The sequence below is a fragment of the Hymenobacter sp. BT559 genome, assembly GCF_016427535.1.
In the GTDB taxonomy this organism is placed as follows: Bacteria; Bacteroidota; Bacteroidia; order Cytophagales; family Hymenobacteraceae; genus Hymenobacter.
The window spans coordinates 273,296-298,963 of record NZ_JAELXV010000006.1 but is presented as its reverse complement, the minus strand read 5'-3'; the positions used below and the strand labels follow the sequence as shown (position 1 = coordinate 298,963).

Annotated in this window: 22 protein-coding genes; 11 read left to right on the top strand and 11 right to left on the bottom strand. The window is 61.0% G+C overall.

Annotated features, from left to right (window positions below):
• Positions 1–442: 442 nt before the first annotated feature.
• Entirely contained in the window at positions 443–874 is a 432-nt protein-coding gene (locus JAO77_RS19280; protein WP_198992069.1) for a hypothetical protein, read from the top strand.
• A 129-nt stretch (positions 875–1,003) separates the two neighbouring features.
• Here JAO77_RS19280 and JAO77_RS19275 read toward each other — a convergent pair whose 3' ends face one another.
• The gene (locus JAO77_RS19275; RefSeq protein WP_198992068.1) at positions 1,004–1,312 is read right to left on the bottom strand and encodes a hypothetical protein; all 309 of its coding nucleotides are present in this window, start codon (positions 1,310–1,312) and stop codon (positions 1,004–1,006) included.
• A gap of 634 nt (positions 1,313–1,946) precedes the next feature.
• Between JAO77_RS19275 and JAO77_RS19270 the strand changes: the two genes are divergently transcribed.
• The 5 genes from JAO77_RS19270 to JAO77_RS19250 all read left to right on the top strand — a co-directional run bounded on the left by JAO77_RS19270 (position 1,947) and on the right by JAO77_RS19250 (position 8,589).
• Positions 1,947–2,387 carry a hypothetical protein gene (locus tag JAO77_RS19270; RefSeq protein ID WP_198992067.1) on the top strand — a complete coding sequence of 147 codons (441 nt, stop codon included), beginning with the start codon at positions 1,947–1,949 and terminating at the stop codon, positions 2,385–2,387.
• Between the two features lie 150 nt (positions 2,388–2,537).
• Positions 2,538–3,314: an SDR family NAD(P)-dependent oxidoreductase gene (locus JAO77_RS19265; RefSeq protein WP_198992066.1), complete on the top strand. Its 777-nt coding sequence runs from the start codon at positions 2,538–2,540 to the stop codon at positions 3,312–3,314.
• Positions 3,314–5,065: a glycoside hydrolase family 15 protein gene (locus JAO77_RS19260; RefSeq protein WP_198992065.1), complete on the top strand. Its 1,752-nt coding sequence runs from the start codon at positions 3,314–3,316 to the stop codon at positions 5,063–5,065. The genes JAO77_RS19265 and JAO77_RS19260 overlap by 1 nt, the downstream gene beginning before the upstream one ends.
• 99 nt (positions 5,066–5,164) lie before the next feature.
• The gene (locus JAO77_RS19255; RefSeq protein WP_198992064.1) at positions 5,165–7,669 is read left to right on the top strand and encodes a PAS domain-containing protein; all 2,505 of its coding nucleotides are present in this window, start codon (positions 5,165–5,167) and stop codon (positions 7,667–7,669) included.
• Positions 7,670–7,800: 131 nt separating this feature from the next.
• The gene (locus tag JAO77_RS19250; protein WP_198992063.1) at positions 7,801–8,589 is read left to right on the top strand and encodes a hypothetical protein; all 789 of its coding nucleotides are present in this window, start codon (positions 7,801–7,803) and stop codon (positions 8,587–8,589) included.
• Between the two features lie 81 nt (positions 8,590–8,670).
• Here JAO77_RS19250 and trpS read toward each other — a convergent pair whose 3' ends face one another.
• From trpS to JAO77_RS19210, 8 genes are all read right to left on the bottom strand, one after another.
• The gene (gene trpS / locus JAO77_RS19245; protein ID WP_198992062.1) at positions 8,671–9,645 is read right to left on the bottom strand and encodes a tryptophan--tRNA ligase; all 975 of its coding nucleotides are present in this window, start codon (positions 9,643–9,645) and stop codon (positions 8,671–8,673) included.
• Between the two features lie 135 nt (positions 9,646–9,780).
• The gene (locus JAO77_RS19240; protein WP_198992061.1) at positions 9,781–10,398 is read right to left on the bottom strand and encodes an SH2 domain-containing protein; all 618 of its coding nucleotides are present in this window, start codon (positions 10,396–10,398) and stop codon (positions 9,781–9,783) included.
• A gap of 164 nt (positions 10,399–10,562) precedes the next feature.
• Complete coding sequence (locus JAO77_RS19235) at positions 10,563–11,315, bottom strand: queuosine precursor transporter (protein WP_198992060.1); 753 nt, start codon at positions 11,313–11,315, stop codon at positions 10,563–10,565.
• A 36-nt stretch (positions 11,316–11,351) separates the two neighbouring features.
• On the bottom strand, positions 11,352–12,269 hold the full coding sequence (locus JAO77_RS19230; protein ID WP_198992059.1) for a ribonuclease Z: 918 nt from the start codon (positions 12,267–12,269) through the stop codon (positions 11,352–11,354).
• Positions 12,270–12,460: 191 nt separating this feature from the next.
• On the bottom strand, positions 12,461–12,835 hold the full coding sequence (locus JAO77_RS19225) for an STAS domain-containing protein (protein ID WP_144845077.1): 375 nt from the start codon (positions 12,833–12,835) through the stop codon (positions 12,461–12,463).
• A 99-nt stretch (positions 12,836–12,934) separates the two neighbouring features.
• Entirely contained in the window at positions 12,935–13,786 is an 852-nt protein-coding gene (locus tag JAO77_RS19220) for a DUF4198 domain-containing protein (protein ID WP_198992058.1), read from the bottom strand.
• A gap of 91 nt (positions 13,787–13,877) precedes the next feature.
• The gene (locus JAO77_RS19215; RefSeq protein ID WP_198992057.1) at positions 13,878–14,603 is read right to left on the bottom strand and encodes a hypothetical protein; all 726 of its coding nucleotides are present in this window, start codon (positions 14,601–14,603) and stop codon (positions 13,878–13,880) included.
• A gap of 17 nt (positions 14,604–14,620) precedes the next feature.
• Entirely contained in the window at positions 14,621–16,459 is a 1,839-nt protein-coding gene (locus tag JAO77_RS19210; protein ID WP_198992056.1) for a glycosyltransferase, read from the bottom strand.
• A 168-nt stretch (positions 16,460–16,627) separates the two neighbouring features.
• Between JAO77_RS19210 and JAO77_RS19205 the strand changes: the two genes are divergently transcribed.
• Positions 16,628–17,257, top strand: a complete 630-nt coding sequence (locus tag JAO77_RS19205) for a nitroreductase family protein (RefSeq protein WP_198992055.1) — start codon at positions 16,628–16,630, stop codon at positions 17,255–17,257.
• 214 nt (positions 17,258–17,471) lie between these two features.
• Here the strand turns inward: JAO77_RS19205 and JAO77_RS19200 are convergent, their stop codons facing one another.
• Complete coding sequence (locus tag JAO77_RS19200; RefSeq protein WP_198992054.1) at positions 17,472–19,367, bottom strand: alpha-amylase family glycosyl hydrolase; 1,896 nt, start codon at positions 19,365–19,367, stop codon at positions 17,472–17,474.
• A gap of 319 nt (positions 19,368–19,686) precedes the next feature.
• On the opposite strand from JAO77_RS19200, the gene JAO77_RS19195 reads away from it, so the two are divergent.
• Positions 19,687–20,103, top strand: coding sequence for a DUF6960 family protein (locus JAO77_RS19195; RefSeq protein ID WP_198992053.1), 417 nt, complete (start codon positions 19,687–19,689; stop codon positions 20,101–20,103).
• A gap of 52 nt (positions 20,104–20,155) precedes the next feature.
• On the opposite strand, the gene JAO77_RS19190 is transcribed toward JAO77_RS19195, so the two are convergent.
• Positions 20,156–21,505 (bottom strand): YfcC family protein, encoded by a 1,350-nt coding sequence (locus JAO77_RS19190; protein WP_198992052.1) that lies wholly within the window; start codon positions 21,503–21,505, stop codon positions 20,156–20,158.
• A gap of 53 nt (positions 21,506–21,558) precedes the next feature.
• On the opposite strand from JAO77_RS19190, the gene JAO77_RS19185 reads away from it, so the two are divergent.
• The 3 genes from JAO77_RS19185 (at position 21,559) to JAO77_RS19175 (ending at position 25,544) form a co-directional block, all read left to right on the top strand.
• On the top strand, positions 21,559–21,804 hold the full coding sequence (locus tag JAO77_RS19185; RefSeq protein WP_198992051.1) for a hypothetical protein: 246 nt from the start codon (positions 21,559–21,561) through the stop codon (positions 21,802–21,804).
• A gap of 178 nt (positions 21,805–21,982) precedes the next feature.
• Entirely contained in the window at positions 21,983–22,900 is a 918-nt protein-coding gene (locus tag JAO77_RS19180) for a UbiA prenyltransferase family protein (protein ID WP_198992050.1), read from the top strand.
• Entirely contained in the window at positions 22,884–25,544 is a 2,661-nt protein-coding gene (locus JAO77_RS19175) for a PEP/pyruvate-binding domain-containing protein (RefSeq protein ID WP_198992049.1), read from the top strand. The genes JAO77_RS19180 and JAO77_RS19175 overlap by 17 nt, the downstream gene beginning before the upstream one ends.
• Positions 25,545–25,668 lie beyond the last annotated feature (124 nt).

The window sequence follows — 25,668 nt, the reverse complement described above, 5'->3', positions numbered from 1 at the left end:
GTCCATAGCAGTAAAACAAAATAACTTGCTAGGCCCTATCAGCTTAGGCACCAGCCGAGTGCCTGAGCTGATAGGGCCTGCCTGCTATTGGCGCAGCGCAGGCCACTTAGGGCTGGCCGATGCACCATAAAACTACGATGTAGGGCACAAGCTCGCGGCAGCTAAAGCCGCGGGTTAGGCAAGCGGCTTTGTAAGCAGGCGGGTAAAGCAGCGCTGCACTGCCTGGGATAAGCTAGGCAGTAGGGCAGGCGCACAGGGCTATTCTTTCTAAAAGTAAGTATTTTTACTGATGGGGTTTTTCGGAGCTTTCCGGTGATTGTACCCTAGCAATCGCGTGTTTGTACGCTGGTTTTACTTACTGGTGTCGAAGCAATTTCGTGCTGTGTCTATGCGGCGCACTGTGCGCTGCCAATCACTTGCTTACGAGTTTTTATAATTGCTTATGTCCACCTCGACGCTATACTTCGAAAATGGCGTGGCCAGCGTCAGCATTGATAGGGCTGCTTGCGTTCACCTCACTTACTACACGGGCAAGCACATGGCGGAGGACTTGTTGGAGGTGCTGCAGCACACGGGGTACTTGCTGCAGCGCCGCCAGTGGCACTGGCTTTTGGAAGACCAGCGGCGACTGACGCCCCTGACTACCGAGCAGCAGCTGGTTGTGGCTCGGTACTGGCAAGAGCAAGCGCGGCACCTAAGCCAGCCGCTATGCGTGGCGGTGGTGCAGGCCCAAAACGTGTTTGCCCGCCTAACGGCGGCGGCGCTCCGCCATTCGCTGCAGGCGGCGCCCATCACGTATAGTCTGTTTGCGGATATGGAAGCTGCCAGTACCTGGCTGCGGACCCAGGCAAGCAGCTCGCAGTTTAGCCTGTAAGGCAGCCGGCCCTTGGCGTAGGCCTGTGGCAGAATGACTGGCTGCGGCTTCTAGGTAGCCGCTCGGTGACTGGTAGCCCGTAAGCGTTGGGGCGTGAGGCCCAGGCAGTGGCACTTACCGAAGGGGGGACTAGCGTAGGTTGGCGTGCATATTGTCGCACTTGGTTACTTCGCAAGGCTTCCAGGCAAGGTAGCGCAGGTGGTGGTAGGCGTCGCAATAAAAGGTGCGGTGGCCGTCGGCCCCTATCGAGGCCAAACTAGCTCCCTGGGCTATGGCGAAGGAGCAGAACTCATTGGTATTCCAATAGCCATCTATGTGCGAGTGCTCGGCTTGCACGTGCGTTTTAAAAATATGCACCGCATAGCCTGCCTGCACTAGGTGCAGGCAGGCTATGCGCCACGCCACAACTCCTCGCTGCCACCCCAGGCGTGCGGACATGTGCTGATGATGACAAAGCGAAAAATAGTGGCCCGCTTAGGATGGGTGGCAGCGGCTAGCGGCGACATATAGTAGGTAGCGGGATAAATAATTTAACAATAAAAATAAACAGCGCCGTGTAAAGATGCTATGCTGCTAATAGATTATATGTTACCTAGAGTATTAACGAAAGTAAGCAGGGCAGCTGATATGTGCATGGTACCGGGGACTTGACTGTCGGGCCAGCTCCCAAACTCATGGGTCTAGCTCAGCCGCTTTGTGCCGCAAGCGCCTGAGCGCAGCCGCTGCTATGCACTGAGCCGCCTGGCCCGGGTAGCTAGCGGCGCCTGAAGGCGCTGCCAGCGTGCGCCTATCTAGCAGCTGCCTCAAAGGCATAATTGCGCCGGCGAAGGCCACGCCGACCCTCGAACAACTTGTAACTGCACGGGTTATGAGAACGCGCGCCACGTGGCTGGCGAGTGCTCAAGGTGCTTGTGTACCTCTGGAGCGCTCTTTGCTGGCCTTTTTGCGAGCGGCTGGCCAGCCCTAGGTGCCTTAGGCATCCTGCGCGGGGTCCAAACCGCGCGGGCTTGGACCCCACGGGTTGTGGGCAGTAACTGCCGCGCCCGCGCTATTCGTTCATTACCTCTTTGTTATGCTGCAATCTCGTCTTTTCACTACTCCTGCTGGCTCGGCGCTGTGGGCGCCCGAAATTCCTGGCCTCATGATGCGCCTGCAGGGCAACGTCAGCCTCGACCAATACCAACTGCTCCTTAACCACGGCCTGCAGATGTACACCGGCCACCGCCACCCCGAGGCCGTGGCCCACTGGATAGTAGACCTGCGCCAACTGGGTACCCTGCACCCTGGTGCCCACCACTGGATGGCCCACGACTGGCACCCGCGGGCGCACGCGGCCGGGCTGCGCCACCTGCGCTTCGTTGAGGTCGAGGCTAGCGAGGAATCTATTGCCGGGCAGCTGCTGGCCGCCCTGGTGCAGCTGGCCACCGATTCTACGCTCGGTCTCACGCGGCACGATACGCTAGAAGCTGCTATTCAGCAGGCCCGTACAGTATCGACACCTGTGGCCGACTAACACGGGGTACCGGACCTAGGGCCAACTTTCTGCGCGCCGTAGCGTTTGCCAACACCTAGCGCCGGGCTGTCCGGCGAAGTTGCCTGGCCAGGCCGGCCCCTCCGTGGGCTGCGCCTAGGTGGCACCCTTATGGTATTTACGCAAACAGTTATGTCGAAGCTGACAGCTAAAGTAGCCCTCGTGACGGGGTCCGATTCGGGTATCGGGCAAGCCACAGCCATTCAGTTTGCCCAGGAAGGGGCCAGCGTGGTGATAGTGTACCATACCGACCAACAAGGCGCCGAAACTACCCGCCAGGCCGTAGAGGCCGCCGGCCAACGCGCCCTAGTAGTGCAGGCCGATGTGAGCGATGCCCAGCAGGCCGAGCAGCTTTTCAAGCGTGCCGTGCTCGAGTTTGGGGCAGTCGATATCCTGGTCAATAATGCCGGCGTGAGCGGCGCCCACAAGCCGGTAGTCGAGATGACGCCCGCCGAGTTTGAGCATACCATCCGCACTGACTTGTTCGGGCCGTTTTATCTGGCGCGTCTGTTTGCCCAGCACCGCAAGCAGCAGGGCGGCAAGGGCAAGATTATCAACGTGACCTCGATTCACGAAGAAGTAGTATCGCCGGGCACCGCCGACTACTGCGCCGCCAAGGGTGGCCGGCGCAACCTTACGCGCACGCTGGCCCTAGAACTGGCCGAAGACGGCATCAACGTTAATAACTTGGCGCCCGGCATGATACTCACGCCCATGAACCAGAAGGCCCTCGACGACCCCGAATACCGCAAGCAGGGCGAGGCGAAAATTCCGATGAAGCGCGCCGGCCAGCCCGCCGAAATCGCCAAGCTGGCTCTCTTCCTGGCCTCGGCCGACTCGGACTATGTCACGGGCTCGACCTACGTCATGGATGGCGGCTTTATGCGCATGGTAGCGCAGGGAGCCTGATGCCGCGCCAACCCCGCATCCAGGAGCTGGCCGTGGTCAGCGACCGCCGCACCTGTGCCCTGCTCGACCAGCAGGGTACGTTGTGCTGGTATTGCCCCGAGCGCTTCGATAGCGCGGCCGTACTATCGCTGCTGCTCGATGCCGAGCAGGGCGGTTACTGGGCCGTCGAAGCGCCCAGCAAGCAGTTTGTGCGGCGCGCCTACCTAGAGCGCAGCAGCGTGCTGGTGAGCGAGTACACGGTGGCCGACCAGCCCTTTACCCTCACCGATTGGCTGCCGCTCGAAGCCGACTTCACGGGCCTGTGCCGCACCTTTTCACCCGCTGGCGAGGACCTCACGCATACCCTGCGCCTGCGGCCCGACTATGGCCTGCAAGCTACCCTAGGCGAGCTATCGGCCGAGGGTACTACGGTGCATTTTGCCGACATAGGGCTGTGGCTGCGTACCTCGCACCCTGCCCGCGCCGTGGCCGATACCTGGCAGGTACATATCCCAGCTGGCGAAGCGGGCTGGGCAGTGCTCACCGACACAGCAGCGGCCGTGCCCAGCCTTAGTGCCGAGCGCCTTGACCAAGCGCTCACGCACACGCTGGCTATGTGGCGCAAGGTAGCCAACCTGCTGAGCTACGAAGGCCCCTACGAGCGGCAGGTGCGCGACTCGATGCGGGCCGTCCAGCAGCTTACCTACGCAGCCACGGGCGGCATAGTGGCCGCAGCCACTACCTCGCTGCCCGAGGTGCTGGGCGGCGCTCGCAACTACGACTACCGCTACGTGTGGATGCGGGACGTGGGCCTCATCGTGAGTGCCTTATTGCAGCTCGATGAGGTGGGCAAGCCCGAAGAAAGCTTCCTAGGTTTCGTGGCCAGCGCGCTGCGCGAAAACCACCAAACCTGCTTGTCGCCGTTCTATGCTGTCGATAAAACGCTGATTACCGGCGCTCGCAAGCTCGACCTGGCGGGCTACCAGGGTAGCCGGCCAGTGCAGATTGGCAACACCGCCTACGACCAGCTGCAGCTCGATGCCGATGCCAACGTGTTGCTGACGGCCAAGCTGCTCTACGACCGTTTTGGCCGCAAAGAGCAGTGGGAAACCGTGGTGCAGGTGGCCGATTTCTTGGCCGAAAACTGGCAGCGCGACGATAATGGTATTTGGGAAGAAGGCGCCACCAAAGCCTATACCTCGTCGAAGGTGCTCGCCGCTCGCGGCCTGGAGTTTATGGCCGCCTACGCCGACACGCCCGAGCAGGCGCAACGCTGGCAGGCGGCCGCCGCCGCCATCCGGCAGTTTGTGGCCACGCACTGCCACACCCGCACCGGGGCCTTCGCAGTGTACGCGGGCTCACAGGAGGTCGATATCACGGCCGCGCAATTCTCGCTCTGGACCTACTGTGCGCCCGACAGTCCCGAGATGCTGGCCACTATCCGGGAGCTAGAGCAGCACTGGTGCCGCGAAAACCTGTACTGGCGCCGGCTCGAAGAGTTTGATTCGCACAAGGAAGGCGCCTTCCTGGCGGGCACCTGCTGGATGGCCCACTACTACGCCGTGGCCGGCGACCTAGGACGGGCGCGCAGCATCATCGAAGCCGTGTTGCGCTATCAAAACGACCTAGGGTTCTTCGCCGAAGAGGCTGGCCTCGACGCGGGGGAGCAAATGCTGGGCAACTTCCCGCAGACCTTCGTGCACTCCTCTTTTATCTGCGCCGTCAATGGCCTCAAGCAAGCGCTGGAAGGCGAGGATAGCCGGGTGTGGTAGCCGCCCACATGATAAGGCAAAAGCGACCCGCGCTTAGAGGAGGTCTGCCGGTGCGGCAAAGCTTAAGCCCTACCTTCGCAACGGACTACCTCCTCTACCATGGTCGCCACTGAAGCCTTCCCACCCGATGATTTCGCTGCTCCTGGGGCTATGCTTCAGGCCCTGTTGGAGTTGTCGCCGCTAAGCGTGGTGCTTTACAAGCCAGTGCATGCGCCAGAGGGCGAGGTAATTGACTTTGAATTTGCTTACCTCAACCCGGCCGCGCAGCTGTTGCTGCAGCTGCCGGCTCGCCCGGGGGGCACTACCTACCGGCAGCACTTTCCGCACAGCTCCGAGAACGACGGCCTGGCGCTGCACCAGGCTGCGTTTGCTTCGGGGCGGGCGGCGCATTTTGAGGTGGTCTACCACGTGGGCGACTACGACTACCAATGCCAGGTAGCGACCCAACGGGTAGGCGATGAACTGCTGGTCAACATCACCGCAACGGCCACCAATGAGGCGCGCCCCGCTGTAGAAGAAGCCCTGCGCCTAAGCCAGGCACGCGAGCAGCAAGCCCGGCTGGCCGCTGAGCAGGAGCGCAACCTACTGCAGGCCTTGCTCAACCAGGCGCCGGTAGCCATCGGCTTGTTTCAGGGCCCCGACCATGTAGTGGCCATGGCCAATGACCAACTGTGCGGAATGTGGGGCTACCCCGCCGCGCAGGTGCTGCACCGCCCCTTGCTAGAGGCCGTGCCTGAGCTGCAAGGCCAGGGCTTTACCGAGCTCATGGCCGACGTGGCCCGCACGGGTGAGCCCTTTGTGGGCACCACGGTGCCAGCGCAGCTGCGGCAGCAAGGGCAAGTCACCACACGTTTCTTCGACTTTGTATATCAGCCGCTTTACGATGCGGCGGGCCAGCTCCTAGGGGTGCTCGATATTGCCATCGACGTAACGGCGCAGGTGCTGGACCGCGAGCAGGTGCAGGCGCTCAACGAAGAGCTGAGCGCCACCAATGAGGAACTGCAAACTTCTAATGAGGAGCTATTGCTGGCTAATAGAGAGCTGACGGAGGCGCAGCTGCAACTGGCCACCGAGCGCGAGCGGCTGACTCAGGTATTCGCCAAAACCCCCGCTCTCATTGCGTTGCTGCACGGCCCGCACCACACCATCACCTACGCCAATCCGGCCTTTCAGCAGTTTTTTGCCAGCGGGCCACTGCTCGGCCATGCCTACGCGGAGGCGCTACCCAAAGTACATGCCCAGGGCCACGGCGCCTGGCTGCAGCAGGTGTACACCACCGGCAAAACGGCTGTGGGCAGCGAGCGGCCGCTGCTCTTGCCCACAGCAGACGGCGGCGAGCGTCTGGTATACCTCGACTTTACCTACGAGGCCTACGGCAGCCCTACCCCCGAGGGTATTTTTCTGTTCGCCTTCGACGTAACCGAGCGAGTGCTGGCGCGGCGGCAGCGCCTAGCTTACCAGCAGCTGCGCGCCGTGTTTGAGCAGGCGCCCGTGGCCATTAGCATCTTGCAAGGACCAGATTACCAAATAGAGGTCGCCAATCCATTTATCATCGATATGTGGGGCCGCACGGCCGAGGGCGTGCTCAATAAGCCCTTTTTCGAGGTCTTGCCCGAGCTGCGCGAGCAGGGCTTTGAAGGCGTGCTGGCCGAGGTGCGCCGCAGTGGGCAGCCCTACGTGGCCCAGGAAGTAGAAGCTCGGTTCTGGCGCGCTGGCAAGTTCGAAACCAGCTATGTCAACCTCAGTATTTACCCGCTGCGCGACGAGCAGAGCGAGGTAGTGGGCCTGATACTGGTGTCGACCGATGTGAGCACTCAGCTGCGCGCGCGCCAGCGCGAGCAGGAGTTCAATGAGGAGCTAGCCGTGATGAACGAAGAGCTGCAGTCAGCCAACGACGAGCTTGGCGCTACTAATCTTCGGCTCACGCGCACCAACGTCGACCTGGATAACTTTATCTACACGGCTTCGCACGACCTCAGAGCGCCTATTACTAATATTGAAGGCTTGCTACAAGTCCTGCAAAGCGAGCTGCCGGCCGGCCAAACGAACGAGGTAGTCTACATCCTAGGCCTCATGCAGGACTCGGTTGACCGCTTTAAGCGTACTATCGAGCACCTCACTGAGGTGAGCAAGCTGCAGAAAGAGCACGGCCAGGGCGCCACCCCGGTGCGCCTGGCCGAGGTTATCCAGAACGTGCAGCTCGACTTAGTGCCCCTTATCAAGGAAACGGGTGCGCAGGTGGCAGTGGATGTGCCGGCTTTTGTGACGCTCACGTTCTCCGAAAAGAACCTGCGCTCGGTGGTGTACAACTTGCTCAGCAACGCTCTCAAGTACCGACACCCCGACCGTGTGCCGCAGGTACGCCTGCTCAGCCGAACCCAGGGCCACCACCTGGTGCTGGAGGTGCAAGACAATGGCCTGGGCCTCGACCTCACACGCGACCACGAGCTGTTCACTATGTTTCAGCGTTACCACACCCACGTCGAGGGCTCGGGCATCGGCCTCTATATGGTAAAGAAGATAGTTGAGAACGCTGGCGGCCGCATCGAAGTCGAAAGCCAATTGGGGTGTGGCTCCACGTTTTTTGTGTATTTCCCGCGTTAGGGTGGGGTAGGGGGTGCCCTAGGTAGCTGATTTATAAGTCAAAGTGCGATAACGAAAAAATAGGATAAAACCGTTTTGATGCGTAAGTTGCGCTATCATTACTATCCATTTATTCTTTATACCGTTTGCTTATGGCTACTACCGCCTCATCCGCTATTACTATCTCGCCGGCTTCCGCTAAGCCCAGCCGCAAGCCTCGCAAAAAAGCTGCTCCCGCACCAGCCCCCGCCGAAGCCGACGCGACGCCCGCCGACCGGCTCGACCTCATTGCCCAGGGCCTAAGTGGCAAATCGAGCGCCAAGCAAGCCATTTTTCGGGCCACGCAGGCGGCCTTCGATGTGCTGCGCCAAGCTTCGCAAGAGCTGTGCTTAGAACTGACCCACAAAATCACGACCACCCTCGACCCCAGCGTTCGCATCGAGTATTACCCGGTCAACGGCATGGAGTTTCACATCCGCTTTTCCGGCGACTTGCTGGTGTTCGTGATGCACTCCAACATTGTCACTTTTCCCGACAACTTCGGGCCCATGACCACGCCCTACGTGGAGGCCGATTTTCGGCGGCGTTTCTTCGGCCACATCATGGCCTACAACTTCATGGCCGATAGCATCAAGTACCAGCGCATGAATGACCCCGGCTACCTAGTAGGCCGCCTGCTGGTCAATATCGACAGCCACTACTTTCTGGAAGGCGTGCAGGAACTGGAGTTGCCCGACCACGACATGAGTTCGAACCCCGTGACTGCCGATGCCATGCGCCTCTTTGTGGAGAGCGCCATGATTGCGGCCGTCAACAACGACCTCATCGCCCCGCCGATGGATGATATTCAGAAGATTACCGTCAAGCAAAAGCTCGAAAACCAGCAGGTAAGCCGCGCTAGCAAAGTCGGCTTCAGCTTCTCGCACGAGCAGCGGTATTAGAGTAGTGCTTAGTGCCTAGTTGTTAGTGCCTAGGTCTTTTGTTTGCCTAAGTACTAACAACTAGGCACTAAGCACTAATAACTAAGCACCATAGCCTACTTTCTCGCGCACTTTGGCCAGTACACCAGCGCCGTAAGCCTGAGCCTTGCGCGCGCCCTCGGCCAGGCGGGCGTCGAGCTCGGGCAGGTTATCCATGTAGTAGTTGAACAGCCGCCGCTCCTCACTGAAGCGGCTCATAATAAGCTCATACAGCTCTTTTTTGGCGTGCCCGTAGCCGTAGCCACCGGCCTCGTAGTTGGCGCGCATGGCGGCCGTTTGCTCGGGCGAGGCTAGCAGTGCGTACAGCTTGAAGGTGATGTCCTTATTGTGGTCCTTAGGTTCTTCTAGGGGTGTGCTGTCCGAAAGAATGCTTTTAACGGTCTTGAGCAGCTCCTTTTCGGGGGCGAAAATGTCAATGATGTTGCCGTAGCTCTTGCTCATCTTCTGGCCGTCGATGCCCGGAATGGTCATTATCTGCTCGTCCACTTTAGCCTGCGGCAGCACCAGCGTTTCGCCGTAGCGGTTGTTGAAGGCTGTGGCAATGTCGCGGGCTATTTCGAGGTGCTGCACCTGGTCTTTGCCCACGGGCACCACCTCGGCATCGTAGAGCAAGATGTCGGCCGCCATCAGCACGGGGTAGGTAAAGAGGCCCGCGTTCACGTCCGACAGCCGGTCCGACTTATCCTTGAAGCTGTGCGCGTTGGCCAGCATGGGGTAAGGCGTGAAGCACGACAAGTACCACGTCAGCTCGGTTACCTGCGGCACGTCTGACTGCCGGTAAAACAAGTTTTTCTCAGTGTCGAAGCCACAGGCCAGCCAGGCGGCCGCCACAGCGTAGGTATTGGCGCGTAGCAGTGCGGGGTCGCGCACGGTCGTGAGCGAGTGCAGGTCGGCAATGAAGTACAGCGAGTCGTTGGCCGAGTTTTTCGACAGCTCGATAGCGGGCAAAATCGCACCGAGCAAGTTACCTAGGTGGGGGCGGCCGGTGCTCTGGATGCCGGTGAGGATGCGGGACATTGAATGGAACAGCCCTAACTAACTGATTTAGTTTAGACCGGAAGGTGAGTTAAGGGATAAGCTGTGGGTGAGCGCGTGACTAACTGCTTGCAGAGTAGAAGCAGCAAGCTGCTTATCATCGGGTAAGCAGCGAAGTTAGAAGTCGGAGTTGGTATTGAGCGCGTGAAAGAACCGCGTGAGCTGGGTCGGCCCCACCCGGTCGGCATCGAGCAACTGCAGCAAGTCGGGTCGGTTGAGGGCGTAGGGGCGAAGCTCGGCGCTTAGGTCTTTATTGTTTTTAAGGTAGCTGCCGGTGTCATTATAAAGGGTGATGGCCAGTGGCTGCCCATTTTGCTGCACCAAGTAGGCCGTAAAATCGCCGGCCGGGCCGAGCTGCCCAGTGCGCAAGCGTGAGGTGTAGCGCAGCAGCGATACCCGCCCGCTATCAAGCAGTTCCACGAATACCTTGTCGTTCTCGACGTGTTCAAACAGGCCGTTGCGCACCGTGAAGCCCTGGGCTGTGGTGTAGCGCTGCGTGCCCACACGCAGGCTAATCACCTCACCGGGACGCCTTTCTATCTTTTGCCCGTCGCTGTCTTTCCCCGTCAGCTGCTTGGCCGAAACCTTGAGCAAGCCCGTGCGGCGCACTTGCGGCTCGGCGCGTAGCACGTAGCTGCCCGGCGTGCCCTGAGACCCACCTAGGCGCAGGCTCACTTGCGCCTGAGCTTGCAGCCCAGCCCCGGCAAAAAAAGTAGCTAGTAGAAAAAAACGCATGGCTTGTAGTTTGGCGCGTGGGCTTCGGGCCGGGTCTGCACTAGGTCGCGGGTCAAAGCTTGGGCATGTTAGTGACAGCGCTGAGCCTTACCAAGGCGGCTGACCACCGCAAAGATACCGGCGAGCTACCCCAGGGAGGCTCAGCGCTGCTACCCGCACTAGTGCTACACGCTCTTATCGACCAGTGCCTCCTCTTGCAGCTCGGCCGTTTCGGCGGGCCCTAGGTAGCGGTCGATGAGGTAATGGGCCAGATACAGCAGCGGCGTAAGTAGCACAGCGGCGGCCACTTTGTACCAGTAGTTAAAGGTGGCTACGCTGAGCACCTGAGCCAGCGGCCAGTTGCCGAACAGGTAAAACGCCACGTACAGCACCACGAAGCTGTCGACGAGCTGCGAGATGAGCGTAGAGCCCGTGGCCCGCAGCCAGATAAAGCGGCTGCCCGTGATGCGCCGAAACGCCTGAAACACGCTGGCATCGAGTACTTGCCCAATGACAAAGGCCGTGAGCGACCCCACGATGATACCTAGGCCCTGCCGAAAGATGCTCTGGTAGGCAAACTCGATATCAAAAGGCCGACCCTGGCCGTCGGTCTTATTGAGGTCGAGCCAAAAATCGGCGGGCGCCAGCCTGGTAGTGCCCAGAATAACCAGGAAGGCATACAGGATGAGGCCTACCGTGAGGAAGGTGATGCGCAGCACGCCCTTGCGCCCAAAATACTCGTTGATAACATCGGTACCGATAAAGACTACCGGCCACACCAGCACACCTGCTGACAGGCTGCCCGTAAGGCCAAAGGTTTTCTCGACCGAGAAGATTTTGACGCCGATAATCTCGGCCAGCAGCGCATTCACCAAGAAGATGCCGCTGAGCACCAGGTACAGCTGCTGTTTTTTGTGGGCGTAGGTAGAAGTAGGCATTGATACTTTTCCGTGGGGCGAAGCACCCTAGGGCTCTTAAACTGCTACTACCAAGCCCTCAGTAGCCAGTTCCGTATTTGGGAAAACGGCCTGCGCTTCTTGTAAATGAGCCGCCAGCTGCTTGTAGCGCGATGAAAAGTGACCGATAAGCAACATGCCTACCCCGGCGGCGCGGGCCAACTCGGCGGCTTGGGCCGCGGTGCTGTGGTGCGTTTGGGCGGCGCGCTCACGCAGTTCTTCCAAGAAGGTGGCTTCGTGGTAAAGTAGGTCGGCGCCGCGCACCAGCTCGGCCAGCGCGGGGGTATACAGCGTGTCGGAGCAAAAGGCGTAGCGCCTAGGTGGCGCAGCGGGCATCGACACGGCTGCGTGGGCCAGCGCCGGGCGGCCGGTGGCGGGGTTGGCGGGCAGGTCGTGGCCTTGGGCCAGTTGGGCCAACTCAGCAGGGCTGAGGCCCGGCGGCAGGCTTTCCTTCACTAACCGGTCGCGGCGCGGCTGCTCCTCAAACAGGTAGCCGCAGCACGGCACGCGGTGGCGCATGGGCAGCGTCGACACGCGCACTAGGGCATCTTCGTACACCACGGCGTGGGCCTCGGTATCGACGGGTACAAACGTGAGGTTGAACCCGTACTGAATGCCCGAGTGCATGGCCTGCGTGGTCAGCACCAAGTCGAGGCCGGGCGGGCCCACTATCAGCAGCGGGTCTTGGCAGCCTTGCAGGTGCAGCGTGCCCAGCAGGCCAAATAGCCCAAAGTAGTGGTCGCCGTGCAGGTGCGAGATGAAGATGACGCGCAGCGAACTCAGGCGGCGCCGGTGCTCCAGCAGCCGCCACTGGGTGCCCTCGCCGCAGTCGATGAGGTAGCGGCCCTCGCCCACGGCCAGCAGTTGGGCCGTGGGGTGGCGCCCGGTCATGGGGGTGGCGGAGGCACTCCCCAAAATTTGAAGCTCGAACTGCATTAGTAGAAAGCTGCTGACTGTTAGCTGCTAGCTGTTAGCTCTTTCGTTTGACGAGCGCTAACAGCTAACAGCTATCAGCTAACAGCTTCAATAAAAAAGCCACTGGCTGTCAGTCATCAACTCCTGTGATGAGGAGCTAACAGCTAACAGCCAATAGCTATATGCTGCGTAGGGGCAGCAGCTTAAAAAAGCTATTCTTTATCCGTGAGGTCGCGCTCGATGGAGTGCAAGAAAATACGGTCGATGCCTTCTTCCACGGTGGGCAGGATGTGCAGTACCGATTCGAGCTTGCTGATGGTAATAAGCTTCAGCACGTGGTCTTGCAGGCCGGTGAGCACCAGCAGGCCGCCCGTAGAATTGCAAAGGCGGTTGGCGATTAGAATGCTGCTAAGTCCCGACGAATCAGTGTACTTTACGTTTTGCAGGTCCAGAATCAGGTTGTTCGTGCCTTCAGCGTTCAGCTTCACAAACTCCGACTTGAGGTCGGGAGCTACAGTCGTATCAAGCTTCTTTTCATCAATGGTGATGACGGTGTAGCTCTCTTTTTTATCAATGGAGTACTTCATAGAGAAACGGCGGGGGGAGCAAAAAGTGCGATGCGAAAGGCGAAGGTAGGAAGAAATTGGAAATTGCCGAACGGTCAATTTTAAGATATTCAGTAGTAACTATTTACGGAAGAGGCTGGTAGGCCCGTCCGTAGAAGCGCCAGGCCCGCCAAAGGTAAGCGTGGCCCAGGTACTCAGCCAGTCAGCTTGGCCAGCCACGGTGGCTGGCGCGGCTTCTAGGTACTTGGCAGCCACTAAGTAAGGGCCGCTGCCGGGTAGGCGTAACAAAGCTCGGCCGTTATTGTTGGTGCGCGTCGAAAAATAACGTATTTCGGTGGCTGGCTCGGCCCCGCGCTTGGCAGAAATAGCAGGGCTAGCGTACCAGACCCGCACCAGGGCACCGGGCACGGGCTGGCCGTGGCGCAGCACGCGTAGTGTAAGCGAAGCGCCCGGCAGTAAGTAATAAGGGTTCTGCTCGGGCACTAGTTCCAAGGGCAAGTTCAAGGAGCAGCGGTAGGCAGTGTCGGCGGGGCTGCGGGGCGCCCGGGCACTGGCTGTGGCCAGCACAAGTGCCTTGGCACAGCGGCGGTAAGCCTCGCGGCCAGTCTTCGAAGTAGTTTGGCCCTGCTGCTGGCGATACAGCAGCGCCTTATCGAAACCTTCGGCCCGCAGGTAGGCCGTGAACTTGTCGGCAGGCAGCTCACTAAAAGCCAGCGTGCTAGTGAGCGCCACGATATGCGTGCCCGGTGTGCGAAACGTTAGCGTCGGCGCTACCGAATCGGATAGCAGCGCCGGGCGCAGGTCAGTAGAGTCGGCGCCGGCGGGCCCTAGGTGCACAAAGCGCTGCGTGCGCCGCCCCGGCCGGGGCCACGGCTGGCCCACCAAGTTTTCGCCCAACAGCAGCCGCACTGGCACTGGGGCACCAACAGCTACCCGAAAGCTAGCGGGTTGCAGCCAGAACTCATTGGCCAAAGCTGTGCTGGCTAGCAAGCAGGCTACTGCTGCTAACCAGCAGACTATAGTAGCGTTTTGTCTCGCTTGACGTGCGCCGGAAGTAGCTGCTCTAGCCATGCTCCGCTAGCTTGCTTTGCATGAACATTGGCAGCGTGCTCAGCAAGGCGGCGTTGGAAGGAGTAGCACGCTCGTAAACTACAGTTTCTTGTAGGCGATAATGGCCTGGATTAGCAGTTATTATCAGCAACGTGTACTGTTGTTGACTAGCAGAATACTGGTAGTGCAGTTTATATTCTACTGTATCTTCACTGTCGCTAGGTGTCTGCTTAAGGACGTACTTACGAATAGCCTGTGTCAAAGCAGCATCCGCTGCTAAGGCAAGCAGACGCCGGGTGCGGCCGACGCTTTTAAGCACAATTACTAGTCCACCCATGCCAAAAAGCATTGCTACCAACAAACCAGTAGCCCCAAACGGGGCAATGGTAGTGCCATGCAGGCGTGAAATAGCCGGCCGGCTGATGCAGTATTCTACCGGGATTGCCATGCCAGGGCGTTTTACAGAGTCGGTACTGTAGGAGTTTCCGGCCCACTCTAAGCCCGCCACTTGGTAGCGGTATGTAAAGCCCTTAATAGGTGTGTTATCGTCCGCAAAGCTGGTTGGATAGACAGTGGCAATCCGGCCCGGAGCAGTTGCTACGGGAGCGAAGTGAAAATAGAGCGTAAGCCAATCTGCTTCGTCTACCATGAAAGCACTCGACAGCAGTAGTAGCATGCCCATCCACAGGTCGAGAGAACTGTAGCCGAAGCGGAGCCGGTCTTTGAGGGACAGAGGCATAAGCGCTGGCGCCTAGGCTACTGCCGCTCTAGCGCCAGGGCATAGGCCCGGTCGTAGTACACGCGCAGGTTTTTCCAGTCGAAAATATCGGCCGAGCTTTCGACGCGGTTGCGCTGGCTGATGCGCTCGCGGCGGTTAAGGAGCACGAAGTTCCAGAGCATTTCGGTGAGTTCCTCGGCGGCTTGGTCGAAGCTGCGCTCTTGGCGGCGCACCACAAAAATGCCTTTGTCTTCGTGCTCCGTCACGTTTTTCTGCACGTAGTCGCCAAAGCCCGAGAGGTCGCTGGTGATAGCGGGCACGCCGCGGGCTACGCACTCGAGCGGGGTGTAGCCCCAGGGCTCGTAGTAGCTCGGAAACACGCCCATGTGGCAGCCCCGCACAAACTGCCCGTAGTCCATGCCGAAGAGGGGCGAGGTGGTGCTCACGAAGTCGGGGTGGTACACGATTTTAACCCGGTCGTGCTTGTTATTCACCAGATTGGCGCGCCGCACAAAGTTCAGGATATCGTCGTCCTGGTCATTTACTAGGTTGTGCGTAATGACTGAAGGCAGCTGCGAAGTCTTCCAGCTTTGCAGGCCGCGGCGATAGCGCAGCTTCCAGTAGTCGTCTACCATGCCGTCGAGGTCGGGCAGGCGGTGGTCTTGGCTAGCGGCAGCGGCATAGAAGAGGCGCTCGCCCACTTGCTCCTCGATAGCGCGGCAGGTTTCGCGCACCTCGTCGAGCTGAGCCCGGCTTTGTAGCACCAGCGGGTTGATGCTGGTGTAGGGTCGCTTGGTGATGAAGAACATTACCACTTGCCCTTCCAAGCCGCTTTGCTGCAGTCGGTGGTTGAGGCGGGCCAGCGCCTCTAGCGTGAGGTCAAAGCCTTTGTTGTGGTACTCGTAGCGGCCCGAGGTGAAGAGGTAAATCGTTTGGTCGAGGTCGAAGGCGTAGCTCTGGAAGAAGTGCGCCATCACAAACTCATGAATCTTGTCCTTGTAGAGCTTGTGCAGGTTCTGAAACTCGTGCAGCGCCACAAAGCGCTCGATGTTCAGGCCATTGGGCAGCACCGCGTCGGGTATCCGGTCTAGTAGGTAGATGCACTCGCGCACCGTCAGCTCGCTCACGGTGGTGAAAACGTGGCTGCCGTGAGCAGCGGCGCGCTCCATGCTCACGGCCGGCTCGATGTTGAAGTGCCGCGCCTGCGAGCGCCAATCCACGAGCATGAGGTGGTCGTAGAAGTTGGGGTCGTTCATGGCCAGGTAGCGGCCCAGCAGTGTGGCGTGCGTCGTAAACACGAGGTGCACTGGCGCCTGGCGCCGGCGCAATTCGGGAATGGCCACGCCCGTCATCCACTCGTGGAAGTGGCCGATGACCTGGTACTGGCCCACCGTTTGGCGGGCTACTTCTTCCACAAACACCCGCGCTAGGTCGCCGAAAGCCACTACTTGGTGCAGCAGGTCGTCGTTGTCGGGCGTGGGTACCTGGTGGTCGCGCCAGAGGTCAGCTTTCAGCTCGCCTAGGCGGTGATAGTTCTGAAACGGATTGATAAGCACGGCCCTAGGGCGGCCGGTTATAAGCCATACCCCCAGGCAGATATCATAGCCCTGGTGATGCAGCTCGCGGACGGCCCGGGCGTAGGGGTCGTTCATGTTAGCGAGCTGCTCGTCGCTGTAGCTCTCAAACTCGCCTTGCGCCTGCTGCGGAAAATAGGGGCCTAGCAAGCAGTAGCGGTCGCCCCAGGCAGGCACCGTAGCAGGTACTTTGGAGCGAATAACGGTGTAGATACCGCCCACCTGGTTGCAGACCTCCCAGGCGACTTCAATCAGGAGAGAGTTGGGGAATAGCGCGTCAGGGGCGTGGGGCTGGGGCTGCATAAGCGGGTGGGATAGGCGAAGAAAGCCGGGCGAAAGGTAAGCCGCCCGGCGAAGCGCGCGGGCAAGTAAGCAATAAATTTCTTTACCTAGGCTGCCGCTCAGAGGTTGCCAAAACATCTACCCCGCGCTTGCCTGTTATGCCCCCGACCTCACTTTTTTTCGTCCGTCATGTCCGATACCACCAACGTTCTCACGCCTGAGCATCCCATTCTGCCGCAGCTCACGCAGCGCCGCAGCCCCCGTGCCTATACCAGCCAGCCCGTAGCCGCCGAGGCACTGGAACAGCTATTTACTGCCGCTGGCTCAGCGGCCTCGTGCTTTGGCGAGCAGCCCTGGCGCTACCTGGTCGGCAACAAGGAAAAGCATCCCGAGGCGTTTGATAAAATCTTGCATTCGATGGGCGAATTCAACCAGGTGTGGGCCAAAGAAGCGCCCGTGCTGGTAGCGAGCCTCGCCAAAAAAACGTTCTCGCACGACAGTAACCCCAATGCCTGGGCCAAGCACGATGTAGGCCAGGCCACGGCCACGCTCGCCATTCAGGCTGTCGAGCTGGGCTTGCAAATTCACCAAATGGCGGGCTTCTCGCAGGACGCCCTACGCACGGCCTTCAACATTCCGGCCGACTATGACCTCGTAGCCGTGTTCACGGTGGGCTACCCCGCCCCGGCCGACGCTGTGCCCGACAGCCTGCGCGAGCGCGAACTGGCGCCCCGCACCCGCAAGCCCCTCACCGAGTTTGTATTCGAAGGCGGCTGGCCGCTGCCCACCACCGAGCGCTACGACCAAGCCCCAGTGTAACCTAGGGTAGCGTAGACGCTGTTTGACACCTAATATGTTCTAAAAACGACTGTCATGCTGAGCTTGCGAAGCATCTTCTCACGTTAGGATTAGTGTTTCCGACGTGAGAAGATGCTTCGCAAGCTCAGCATGACAGATATTAAAAAACGGGGACGATACTGATGCAAATGCGTCAGTATCGTCCCCGTTTTGGGTTTATAAAGCCCTAGGTGGCCTAGGCGCGCGAGAGCACGACCACACCATAGGGCCCTAGGTCGAGGCTGCCGTGCTGGGCAAAGCCGTCGTACTCGCCGTCTTCGGTGTTGGTGCCGTAGCACGGGAAATCTTGGAAATCCTGGTCGTAGCCGTGCCAGTCGGAGTTGAAGCGCACCGTCCAGCTGCCACTGGCGGGCAGGCCAATGGTGTAGCCCTGGCGGGCCTGGTTGGCGAAGTTGACCATGACCACTGTGGCATTCTCGGGGCTGTCGGCCCAGCGGGCGAAGGCCACGACTTTGTCGTCGTTGTTGACGTGGAATACGTTGCAGCCTTGGCCGCGCAGGCCGGGCGTGACGCCGCGCAGGTCGCGCCGCAGTGCGATGAGGTCGCGGTAGAGCTGCGTGAGACCGCCGTGCGCTTCGGCCCAAGTCCAGTCGAGCGGCTCGGTATCGTTGAACGAGCCGGGCGCTAAGAACTCTTGGCCCTGGAAGAGCATCGGGATGCCGGGCGCCGTGAGCGTGAGGGCCGCACCGAGCACCATGCGCTTCTTGGCAAAGAAATTCTCGACGTCGCCACCCCCGATTTCTTCGGGCAAGCGGCTCTTGCCGTTGGCTACCTCGTCGTGGCTTTCGGTGTAGATAACGCGCTGAAACGCATCACCATTGTAGTGGGTGCAAATGGCGCGGCTGATGGCGTGCATGTCGCGGTCGCGGTCCTCCATCGTGGTCAGTGCTTGGTGCACTGGGTAGATAAACGAGGCCGACCACTGGGCCGAAAAGCCCTCGCCGCCCTGCTCGGTGCCGGCCGTGATGGCGGGGTTCGAGCGTAGGTCTTCGGCGATGGTAATTTTCCAGGGCTGGCGGCTCTTGATTTCCTCATTTACCCAGCGCATCAGGCTCCAGCCATCGGGCAGGTCGGCGCCGGGGTCTTCCTCGCCGTGCACGTTGCGGATGAAGGCAATGGCATCCATGCGCAGGCCGTCGCAGTGGTAGTCTTCGAGCCACATCAGGGCATTGTCTCGGATGTAGCGGCGCACCTCGGGGCGGCCGTAGTCGGGGCGGTTGTGGCCCCAGGGCGTTTCGGCGCGCCAATCGTTGTAGAAATAGATGCCGCCGCCATCGTTTTCCTGCCAGCCATCAAACTGCCACAGGTCGAGGTCGCCGGGCCCAAAGTGGTTGTACACTACGTCCAGAATCACGGCAATACCGTGCTGGTGGGCCGCCTTCACGAACTTGCGGAAAGCCTCCGCTCCGCCATAGTCGCTTTCCAAAGCAAAAGGATTCGAGGGGTTGTAGCCCCACGAGTAGGCCCCCGGAAACTCGGTGGCCGGCATCACCTCGATGCAGTTGATGCCGAGGCTTTGCAGGTACCCTAGGCGCTCGATAATATCGAGGAACGTGCCGGGGTGGCCCTGCTCTTTTACATTGAAAGTGCCCACGTGCAGCTCGTAGATAACGAGGTCGTTCCAGGCAGGCATCTGGAAGTTATCGTCTTCCCAGTCAAAATCGTTGGGGTCGAACACCAGCGAGTAGCCCGCCGAGTTGGTGACGGCGCGGGCGTAGGGGTCATTGCGGGTAAACTCGCCAGCCGGAGTTTGCAGCACAAACTTGTAGCCGTCGCCAGCTTTTACGCCAAGCAGGTCAATGGCCCAGTTTCCGTCAGCTTCGGCTTGCAGCGGGTTAGCGTTTTTGTCCCAGTCGTTGAAGGTGCCTACTACCGATACGGCGGTGGCGGCCGGCGCCCACACCCGAAACGTAGTGCCCTGGGCGTGGGGTAAGGCCCCGAAGCCATCGCGCACGGGGGCTTGACTGGTAGGGGCGGGGGTATTTTTAGCTTTGGATGGAGCAGCTTTCGTCGTTTTGGAAGCAATAGACGCCCGAGAAGGAGCAGGCTCAGACAAGGTAGGAGTAGACATAAAAAAAAGCCGCACCGCTGGCCCCCCTATGGGGCCACCTGGCGCGGCCAGTTAAAGTCCACCTTATACGCAAACTAATCTTGTTAGGATATAATTGGCAAATCTCAGCAGTAGTTGGCTTGGTAGCTACTAGCGTGTGCAGTGGGGCGCCGCACGGTGGCGGTTGGGGCCTAGGTATGCTAAAACAGTAGCCACAGCCGTAAGCCCACGCGCTGCTTTGGGCGGGGCCAGTGGCGCATTTTTGAGGCCGTAGGCAACCGGAACCACGGTTTTGGGGTTTGACCTACTCCCTAAGTTCTCGATTTTTTAGTTGCGAGTTATGCCCCGTCCGCGTCCCATTGTTTTTGGTTTGTATGCCTGGTCACCCGACTACGGCTATAGTTACTTGCACCCCGCCAACCGCCGCTCTTTCGAGTGGCTGCACCCCGTGGGCAAGGTGTTTGAGAAAGTGAGCGACCTCGACGATGACAGCGAGTGGATAACGCTACGCTACGACGAGCAGCAATTCCTGGTGCGCGGCGAGCTGTTTAAAGAAATCTACAACAAGCCGCCCTTCGGCTTCGGCGACTTGGTGGAAGAAGTAAAGCCCGCAGCCGGCCGCCCCGCGCACCGTGGGCTAGTATCAGATATTTTCTGGAGCGAAAGCCTGGACCGCGCCACTTTCCAGATTGTGGAGCGCAAGCGCAAACTACCACAAGTGTTCGACGGCGAAGCCCTGCGCAAAGTGGATGATTGACAATTAATGGTTAGTTGCTAATGACCGAACATTAACAACTAACCATTAATAATTAAATGTGGAGCGCTATACCCAGTACCACGGCCACGGCGCCTAGGGCCAGCAGCAGCCCATAGAGCTTGCCCGCAAAGCGCAGCCACTGGTCGTAGCGCACGCCGCAGGCGGCGAGCATGGCCATGAGGCCGCCGTTGGTGGGCGTCACGAGGTCGCCGAGGCCGGCGGCGTATTGGTAGGCTAGCACTGTGACCTGGCGCGATAACCCGATGAGGTCGGAGAGGGGCACTAGCAGCGGCATTGTGAGTACGGCCTGCCCGCTCACGCTGGGCACTGGCAAGTGCAGCGCCGTGTGCACTACCAGCATACCTAGGGCCGCCAGCGCCACCGGCAGGTGGGCCAGCGGCGCGGCCAGCCCCTGCACAATGGTATCGACCACGTGGCCCTGCTCGAGCACCACAAAAATGGCCCGCGCAAACCCTATAAGAATACCCGAAAAAGCCACGTCGCGGAAGCCCGCCACAAAGCCTTCGGCGGTGCCCGTGAGGCCTAGGCCACCTACCAAACCAGCACCTACGCCCAGCACAAAAAATAGTGCCGACATCTGGTCGAAGTCCCAGCCTAGACTAACCACGCCGTAGCCAAACACGCTGAATGCCACCAGTAGGAGCAGCAGCACTAGCCCCGGCTGCCCGCGGTGCGTGGTGGCCTCCTCGGTAGCAGTGGAGGAGGTGGTATCGGGCGCCACGCGGTGGCGGTGGGCGTAGCGCATGGTGCCCACTATCCAGATACCTAGTGCGATAACCAGGAACACTACTCGGTAGGCCCAGCCCGAAAACGGCGGCAGCTGCGCCAGCTTCTGGGCAATGACCACCTGAAAGGGATTGAGCGGGCTGAAGGCTGCGCCCACCACGGACGCCCCCAGGCTGGCCGCCACCGCCACAATACTGGGGTAGCCGAGCCGCCGCATCAGCACCAGCAGCACGGGCACCAGGGCGATGATTTCCTCGCCCATATTCTCTAGCGCGCCCATGATGGCGAAGAGCAGCGATACCAGCGGAATCAGCCCCGCCTCGCGACCCTGGGCGCGGTGCAGCAGGCTATCGACGCCGTAGCGCAAAGCCCCTGTTTGGTCGACTACCGTGAAGGCCCCGCCGGCCAGAAAAATCAGGAACACTACTGAGCCCGCATCGACCAGGCCCCTAGGTAGACTCACCAGCATGTTGAGGGGCGAAACGGGGGTAGGGGGCACTCGGTGGTAGGAACCCGGCACCACCACCTGGCGCTGGGTGGCAGGGTCGAGGCGGCGCACAAACTCGCCGGCGGGCAGCACGTAGCTGAGCGCCGCGGCGAGCAAAATAAAAGTAGTAAGCAGCACCAGCGGGTGCGGAAAGCGCATAGAATTCATGGCCGCGAAGGTAGCCCCGAGGTTTTCGCGCGCTGTCGTAACTTCGGTAACCCATGACCTGCGCCACTTTCAAAGCATTGCACCAACGCCGCCAAGCCGAGCACCTAACCCAGCACGGCCACGCTCTGGCCGAGCGCACCGAAGACAGCTTCCGCCTAAGCCTGTATGCGGTCGAAAACTTCTACGCCGAGGTGTGGCGCAGCGTGGGCGAAGAAGCCATTCTCTTCATCCATGTATTTGAGCAGCCCAGCGGCCTCAGCGACTACCTGGCCCTGGTGCGCCTGCCAGATTTTAAGTAGGTGGTAGCGTGGTTTGGGGTGGAGTAGTACCCGCGTGGAGAGCAGCACTAAAGTCTAATTGCTTCTTAGGTATATTGGTGTAAGTGAGAGCGTAATAGTTTGAGTTAAGCGAAAAGTAAACTCCCACTAAAGCGCAAATTGCCGTTTTTGCCGTGGAGGCACGCCGTTACTTCGGCCCATGAAGTTTCGCAACCTAGGGGCCTATCTGCAAGAGCGGTTCGCCCCCGTCAACATAGGGCTGTTTGTCGTGCTGTTTTACACCGTGCGGGGCGTGGCAACCTGGGCGGGTGCCGCCTACCAGCACCCGCCCGTACCCGCTAGCGGGCTGGCCTGGGCGGCCCTGGGGGCGCTGGCCACCGTGTCGTTTTTCTTCCGCCTGCGGGTGTTCGATGAGGAAAAGGACTTTGCCCAGGACGCCCTTACCCACCCGCAGCGCGTGCTGCAAACCGGACGCGTGACGCTGCCTCAACTGCGCCGCCTGGCCTGGGCCGGCGCCCTGCTAGAGCTGGGCTGGTCGGCCGGGCAGGGAAGGGCTACCCTGCTGGTGTGGGCCGTGGCCCTCGGCTACAGCTTGCTGATGCGAGCTGAGTTTGGGGTGGGTGCCTGGCTGCGCAAGCGACTGGTAGTCTATGCCCTGTCGCACATGCTTATTATGCCGCTGGTGGTGCTGTGGCTATTCTCGGCCTATGCGCCGCGGCCGGCCCTAGGCGGCGAGTACCTACCGCTGCTCTTGCTACTGAGCCTATTGGGCGGCTTCAGCTTCGAGTTGGCGCGCAAGCTGCACGCCCCGGCCGCCGAGCGGGCGGGCGTCGATTCGTATTCACAAGCCCTGGGCTACGGGCCGGCGCTGTCGCTCACGGTGGTGGTGGTGCTGGCCGGGGGCGCCGTGCAGGCCTTGCTGCTGCACGGGCTACACGCCCGCTGGGGGGCCTACGCTGTGCTTTGGCTGCTGCTGGCCTCGGGGCTGGCGCTCTACAGCACGGCGGCCCGCCACCCCCGGGAGGCGCGCCTGCGCCAGGCCGAAAAAGTAGTGTCGCTTGTTATGCTCACCTCTTACCTGGCCGTACTGGCCGAAGCGTATGGCTTTGGTAGATAATGAATTGTTTGTGCCCGGCACGCGGCCGTTGGCCGCGGCTGCTGCGTACCTAGGAGGCAAGGGCGCCGGCTTACTGCGCCTGCGGGCGTTGGGCGTGCCCGTACCCGAGTTTGCGGTACTGCCTACTGCCTTGTTCGAGCCAGTGCTAGCAGGCTTGCCCACCACTGCGGCCGGCTTAGCCGAGCGCCGGGCGCGCCTAGGTAGCTTCGAAGTGCCAGCCGCTACCCAAGCCGCGCTGAGGGCACTGCTAGCCGATTGGGGCTTTGGCGATGAGCAACCGGTAGCTGTGCGCTCGTCGGTGGCCGATGAAGATGGGGCTGCGGCCGCTTTTCCGGGCCTCATGGACAGCGTACTGCACGTAAGCACCTGGCCGGCGCTGCTGGCGGCCGTGGCACGGGTAGCCGCTAGCGCCTACTCCGACCGGTCCCTGGACTACCGCCGCCAGCGCGGGCTGCCCTTAGCCGCCCGCCCAGCCGTGGTGGTGCAGCGCCAAGTGGCGGCGCGGGCGGCGGGCGTGCTCTTCACCACCTTCCCCGAATACCCACAGGAAATGGCCATCCACGCCGTAGCCGGCCTGGGCGAAGGGCTGGTAAATGGGCAGCTGGTGCCAGAGGAGTATTACTTGGGTAAAGCGGATGGGCAGCTAGTGGCGCAGGTGGACGCTGACCCCACCCCCAGCCCCTCCCCTCCGGGAGAGGGGAGCCAGACGACTCAAACATTTTCTTGCGGTCGGCACCCCTCTCCCGGAGGGGAGGGGCTGGGGGTGGGGGCCACGCCAGCCGCGCTACTCACCCCCGCAACCTTGGCCGAACTCTACCGCCTCGGTCAGCGCCTCGAAGCGGCCCTAGGTGGCCCGCAGGATATCGAGTTTGCGCAAGACCAGGCCGGTCGGCTCTGGCTGGTGCAGGCCCGTCCAATCACCCAGCCCGTGCCCGAAGTGGTGGTGTACGACAACGCCAATATCCAAGAAAGCTATTGCGGCGTGACGACGCCGCTCACCTTCAGCTTTGCGCAGCGTGCCTACGCTACCGTGTACCGCCAAACCATGCATGCACTGGGCTTGCCCGCCGCCACAGTGGCGGCCCACGAGCCGGTTATCACCAACCTCTTGGCCTTGCAGCAAGGGCGGATTTACTATAACTTAAATAACTGGTACCGGGGCCTGCTGCTGCTACCCAACTTTCGCCAGAGCAAGGCCGATATGGAGCGCATGATGGGTGTGCTCGAGCCCGTCGATTTTGTGCATGACCAGCGCAAAACGCTACGCCAGCGCCTAGCCCTGCTGCCCCGCCTAACGCTGACCCTAGGGCGCCTGCTGGGCGAGTTTGCACGCCTACCACAACGGGTGCGAGCATTCCAGGTGCGCTTCGAGGCCGAGTACCAACGCTTCTACCAGCTGCCGCTGGCAGCCTTGGGCGCGGCCGACCTGCTACGCGAAATCGAGCACCTCAATCAAGCTTTGCTTACGCGCTGGACCACGCCCATCATCAATGACTTTCGGGTGATGATGGCTCACGGCGCGGCCACCCGCCACCTGTCGCGGCTGGGCGTGGCCGACCCTGAAGAGTTTTTGAGCCGCTACCTGGCTGGCAGCCCGGCCGAATCCGGTGCGGAGGCCGAGCCCCTGGCCAGCCTGCTGCCCGCCCTGGCCCTGCGCGAACTGGGCGCGCTGGCCCGGCAAGAGTTTCCGGAGCTGCTGCCCTTGCTTGAGCAGCCCAGCTCCGAATTGCCTGCCCAGGTAGCGCGGCTGGCCCCGGCTTTTCACCAACGGGTGCAGCACTACGTGGCCTGCTACGGCGACCGCACCATGGGCGAGCTCAAGCTCGAAACCGAAACCATGCGCACCAGCGAGGCGCTTTTCTATCAGTACCTAGTGGCATACTTGGCGCCGTCAGCAGCGCCCACTATGGCGGCAGGAGGGCTGCCCGCCCAGGCGGCCGCCGAGCTCATGATGCGGCTCAAGGGCCGGGGCTGGTGGCAAGCCCGGCGGGTGCGCGCCAGCCTGGCCACGTTGCGCCAGGCTGTGGCCCGCCGCGAAGCCCTGCGCCTCGAGCGCACCCGCCTGTTTGGCATGTACCGGGCCGCCTACCGGGCCCTAGGGCAGCGCCTGGCCACTGCAGGCACCCTAGCCGCGCCGCTCGATGTCTTTTGGCTAACCGAAGCCGAGCTGGCTACTGCCGCCCAGGCCGGCGGGCCGCAGTGGGCCGCGCTGGCAGCGGCCCGCCAAGCCGAGTTTGCTAGCTACCGGGCAGCCCCAGCGCCGCCGGGCCGGCTGGTGGTGCCTAGCCGCCCGGCTGCGCCCACTATCGCACCTGCCGAGGGCAATTTGCGCGGCACCGGCTGCTACCCTGGCCAAGTGAGCGGCGAGGTAGTTGTCATCACCGACCCCGCGCAGGCCGACCTGGGGGCTGTGCGGGGCCGCGTGGTGGCCGCCCTGCGCACCGACCCCGGCTGGGCGGCGCTGTTTCCGGGGTGCCGGGCGGTGCTTATCGAGCGGGGCTCGGCGCTGTCGCACTCGGTCATTTTGCTGCGCGAGCTTGGCATTCCTACCATTATCAACGTGCCCGGCCTTACGCAGCGCCTACGCAGCGGGCAGCTCGTGCACCTCGACGGACGCAGCGGTGAAGTCGAGGTAATTGACTAAATAATCTTTGAAACCTAATATGGGTATGTTCCTACTACTTTTAGGGCCACGGCGCCGCTGGTTAGCGCCGGGGTTGCCCTGCCCTTGGTACTTATAATTATATGTAGCCGCCGATTGGAGACCC

Bases quoted from the DNA above. Each gene is read 5' to 3' on its own strand.
- JAO77_RS19240 (WP_198992061.1), bottom strand. From the start codon at position 10,398: ATGCGTTTTTTTCTACTAGCTACTTTTTTTGCCGGGGCTGGGCTGCAA.
- JAO77_RS19265 (WP_198992066.1), top strand. From the start codon at position 2,538: ATGTCGAAGCTGACAGCTAAAGTAGCCCTCGTGACGGGGTCCGATTCG.
- JAO77_RS19175 (WP_198992049.1), top strand. From the start codon at position 22,884: ATGGCTTTGGTAGATAATGAATTGTTTGTGCCCGGCACGCGGCCGTTG.
- JAO77_RS19260 (WP_198992065.1), top strand. From the start codon at position 3,314: ATGCCGCGCCAACCCCGCATCCAGGAGCTGGCCGTGGTCAGCGACCGC.
- JAO77_RS19280 (WP_198992069.1), top strand. From the start codon at position 443: ATGTCCACCTCGACGCTATACTTCGAAAATGGCGTGGCCAGCGTCAGC.
- JAO77_RS19200 (WP_198992054.1), bottom strand. From the start codon at position 19,367: ATGTCTACTCCTACCTTGTCTGAGCCTGCTCCTTCTCGGGCGTCTATT.
- JAO77_RS19270 (WP_198992067.1), top strand. From the start codon at position 1,947: ATGCTGCAATCTCGTCTTTTCACTACTCCTGCTGGCTCGGCGCTGTGG.
- JAO77_RS19185 (WP_198992051.1), top strand. From the start codon at position 21,559: ATGACCTGCGCCACTTTCAAAGCATTGCACCAACGCCGCCAAGCCGAG.
- JAO77_RS19225 (WP_144845077.1), bottom strand. From the start codon at position 12,835: ATGAAGTACTCCATTGATAAAAAAGAGAGCTACACCGTCATCACCATT.
- trpS (WP_198992062.1), bottom strand. From the start codon at position 9,645: ATGTCCCGCATCCTCACCGGCATCCAGAGCACCGGCCGCCCCCACCTA.
- JAO77_RS19195 (WP_198992053.1), top strand. From the start codon at position 19,687: ATGCCCCGTCCGCGTCCCATTGTTTTTGGTTTGTATGCCTGGTCACCC.
- JAO77_RS19210 (WP_198992056.1), bottom strand. From the start codon at position 16,459: ATGCAGCCCCAGCCCCACGCCCCTGACGCGCTATTCCCCAACTCTCTC.
- JAO77_RS19230 (WP_198992059.1), bottom strand. From the start codon at position 12,269: ATGCAGTTCGAGCTTCAAATTTTGGGGAGTGCCTCCGCCACCCCCATG.
- JAO77_RS19190 (WP_198992052.1), bottom strand. From the start codon at position 21,505: ATGAATTCTATGCGCTTTCCGCACCCGCTGGTGCTGCTTACTACTTTT.
- JAO77_RS19215 (WP_198992057.1), bottom strand. From the start codon at position 14,603: ATGCCTCTGTCCCTCAAAGACCGGCTCCGCTTCGGCTACAGTTCTCTC.
- JAO77_RS19250 (WP_198992063.1), top strand. From the start codon at position 7,801: ATGGCTACTACCGCCTCATCCGCTATTACTATCTCGCCGGCTTCCGCT.
- JAO77_RS19205 (WP_198992055.1), top strand. From the start codon at position 16,628: ATGTCCGATACCACCAACGTTCTCACGCCTGAGCATCCCATTCTGCCG.
- JAO77_RS19275 (WP_198992068.1), bottom strand. From the start codon at position 1,312: ATGTCCGCACGCCTGGGGTGGCAGCGAGGAGTTGTGGCGTGGCGCATA.
- JAO77_RS19235 (WP_198992060.1), bottom strand. From the start codon at position 11,315: ATGCCTACTTCTACCTACGCCCACAAAAAACAGCAGCTGTACCTGGTG.
- JAO77_RS19255 (WP_198992064.1), top strand. From the start codon at position 5,165: ATGGTCGCCACTGAAGCCTTCCCACCCGATGATTTCGCTGCTCCTGGG.
- JAO77_RS19180 (WP_198992050.1), top strand. From the start codon at position 21,983: ATGAAGTTTCGCAACCTAGGGGCCTATCTGCAAGAGCGGTTCGCCCCC.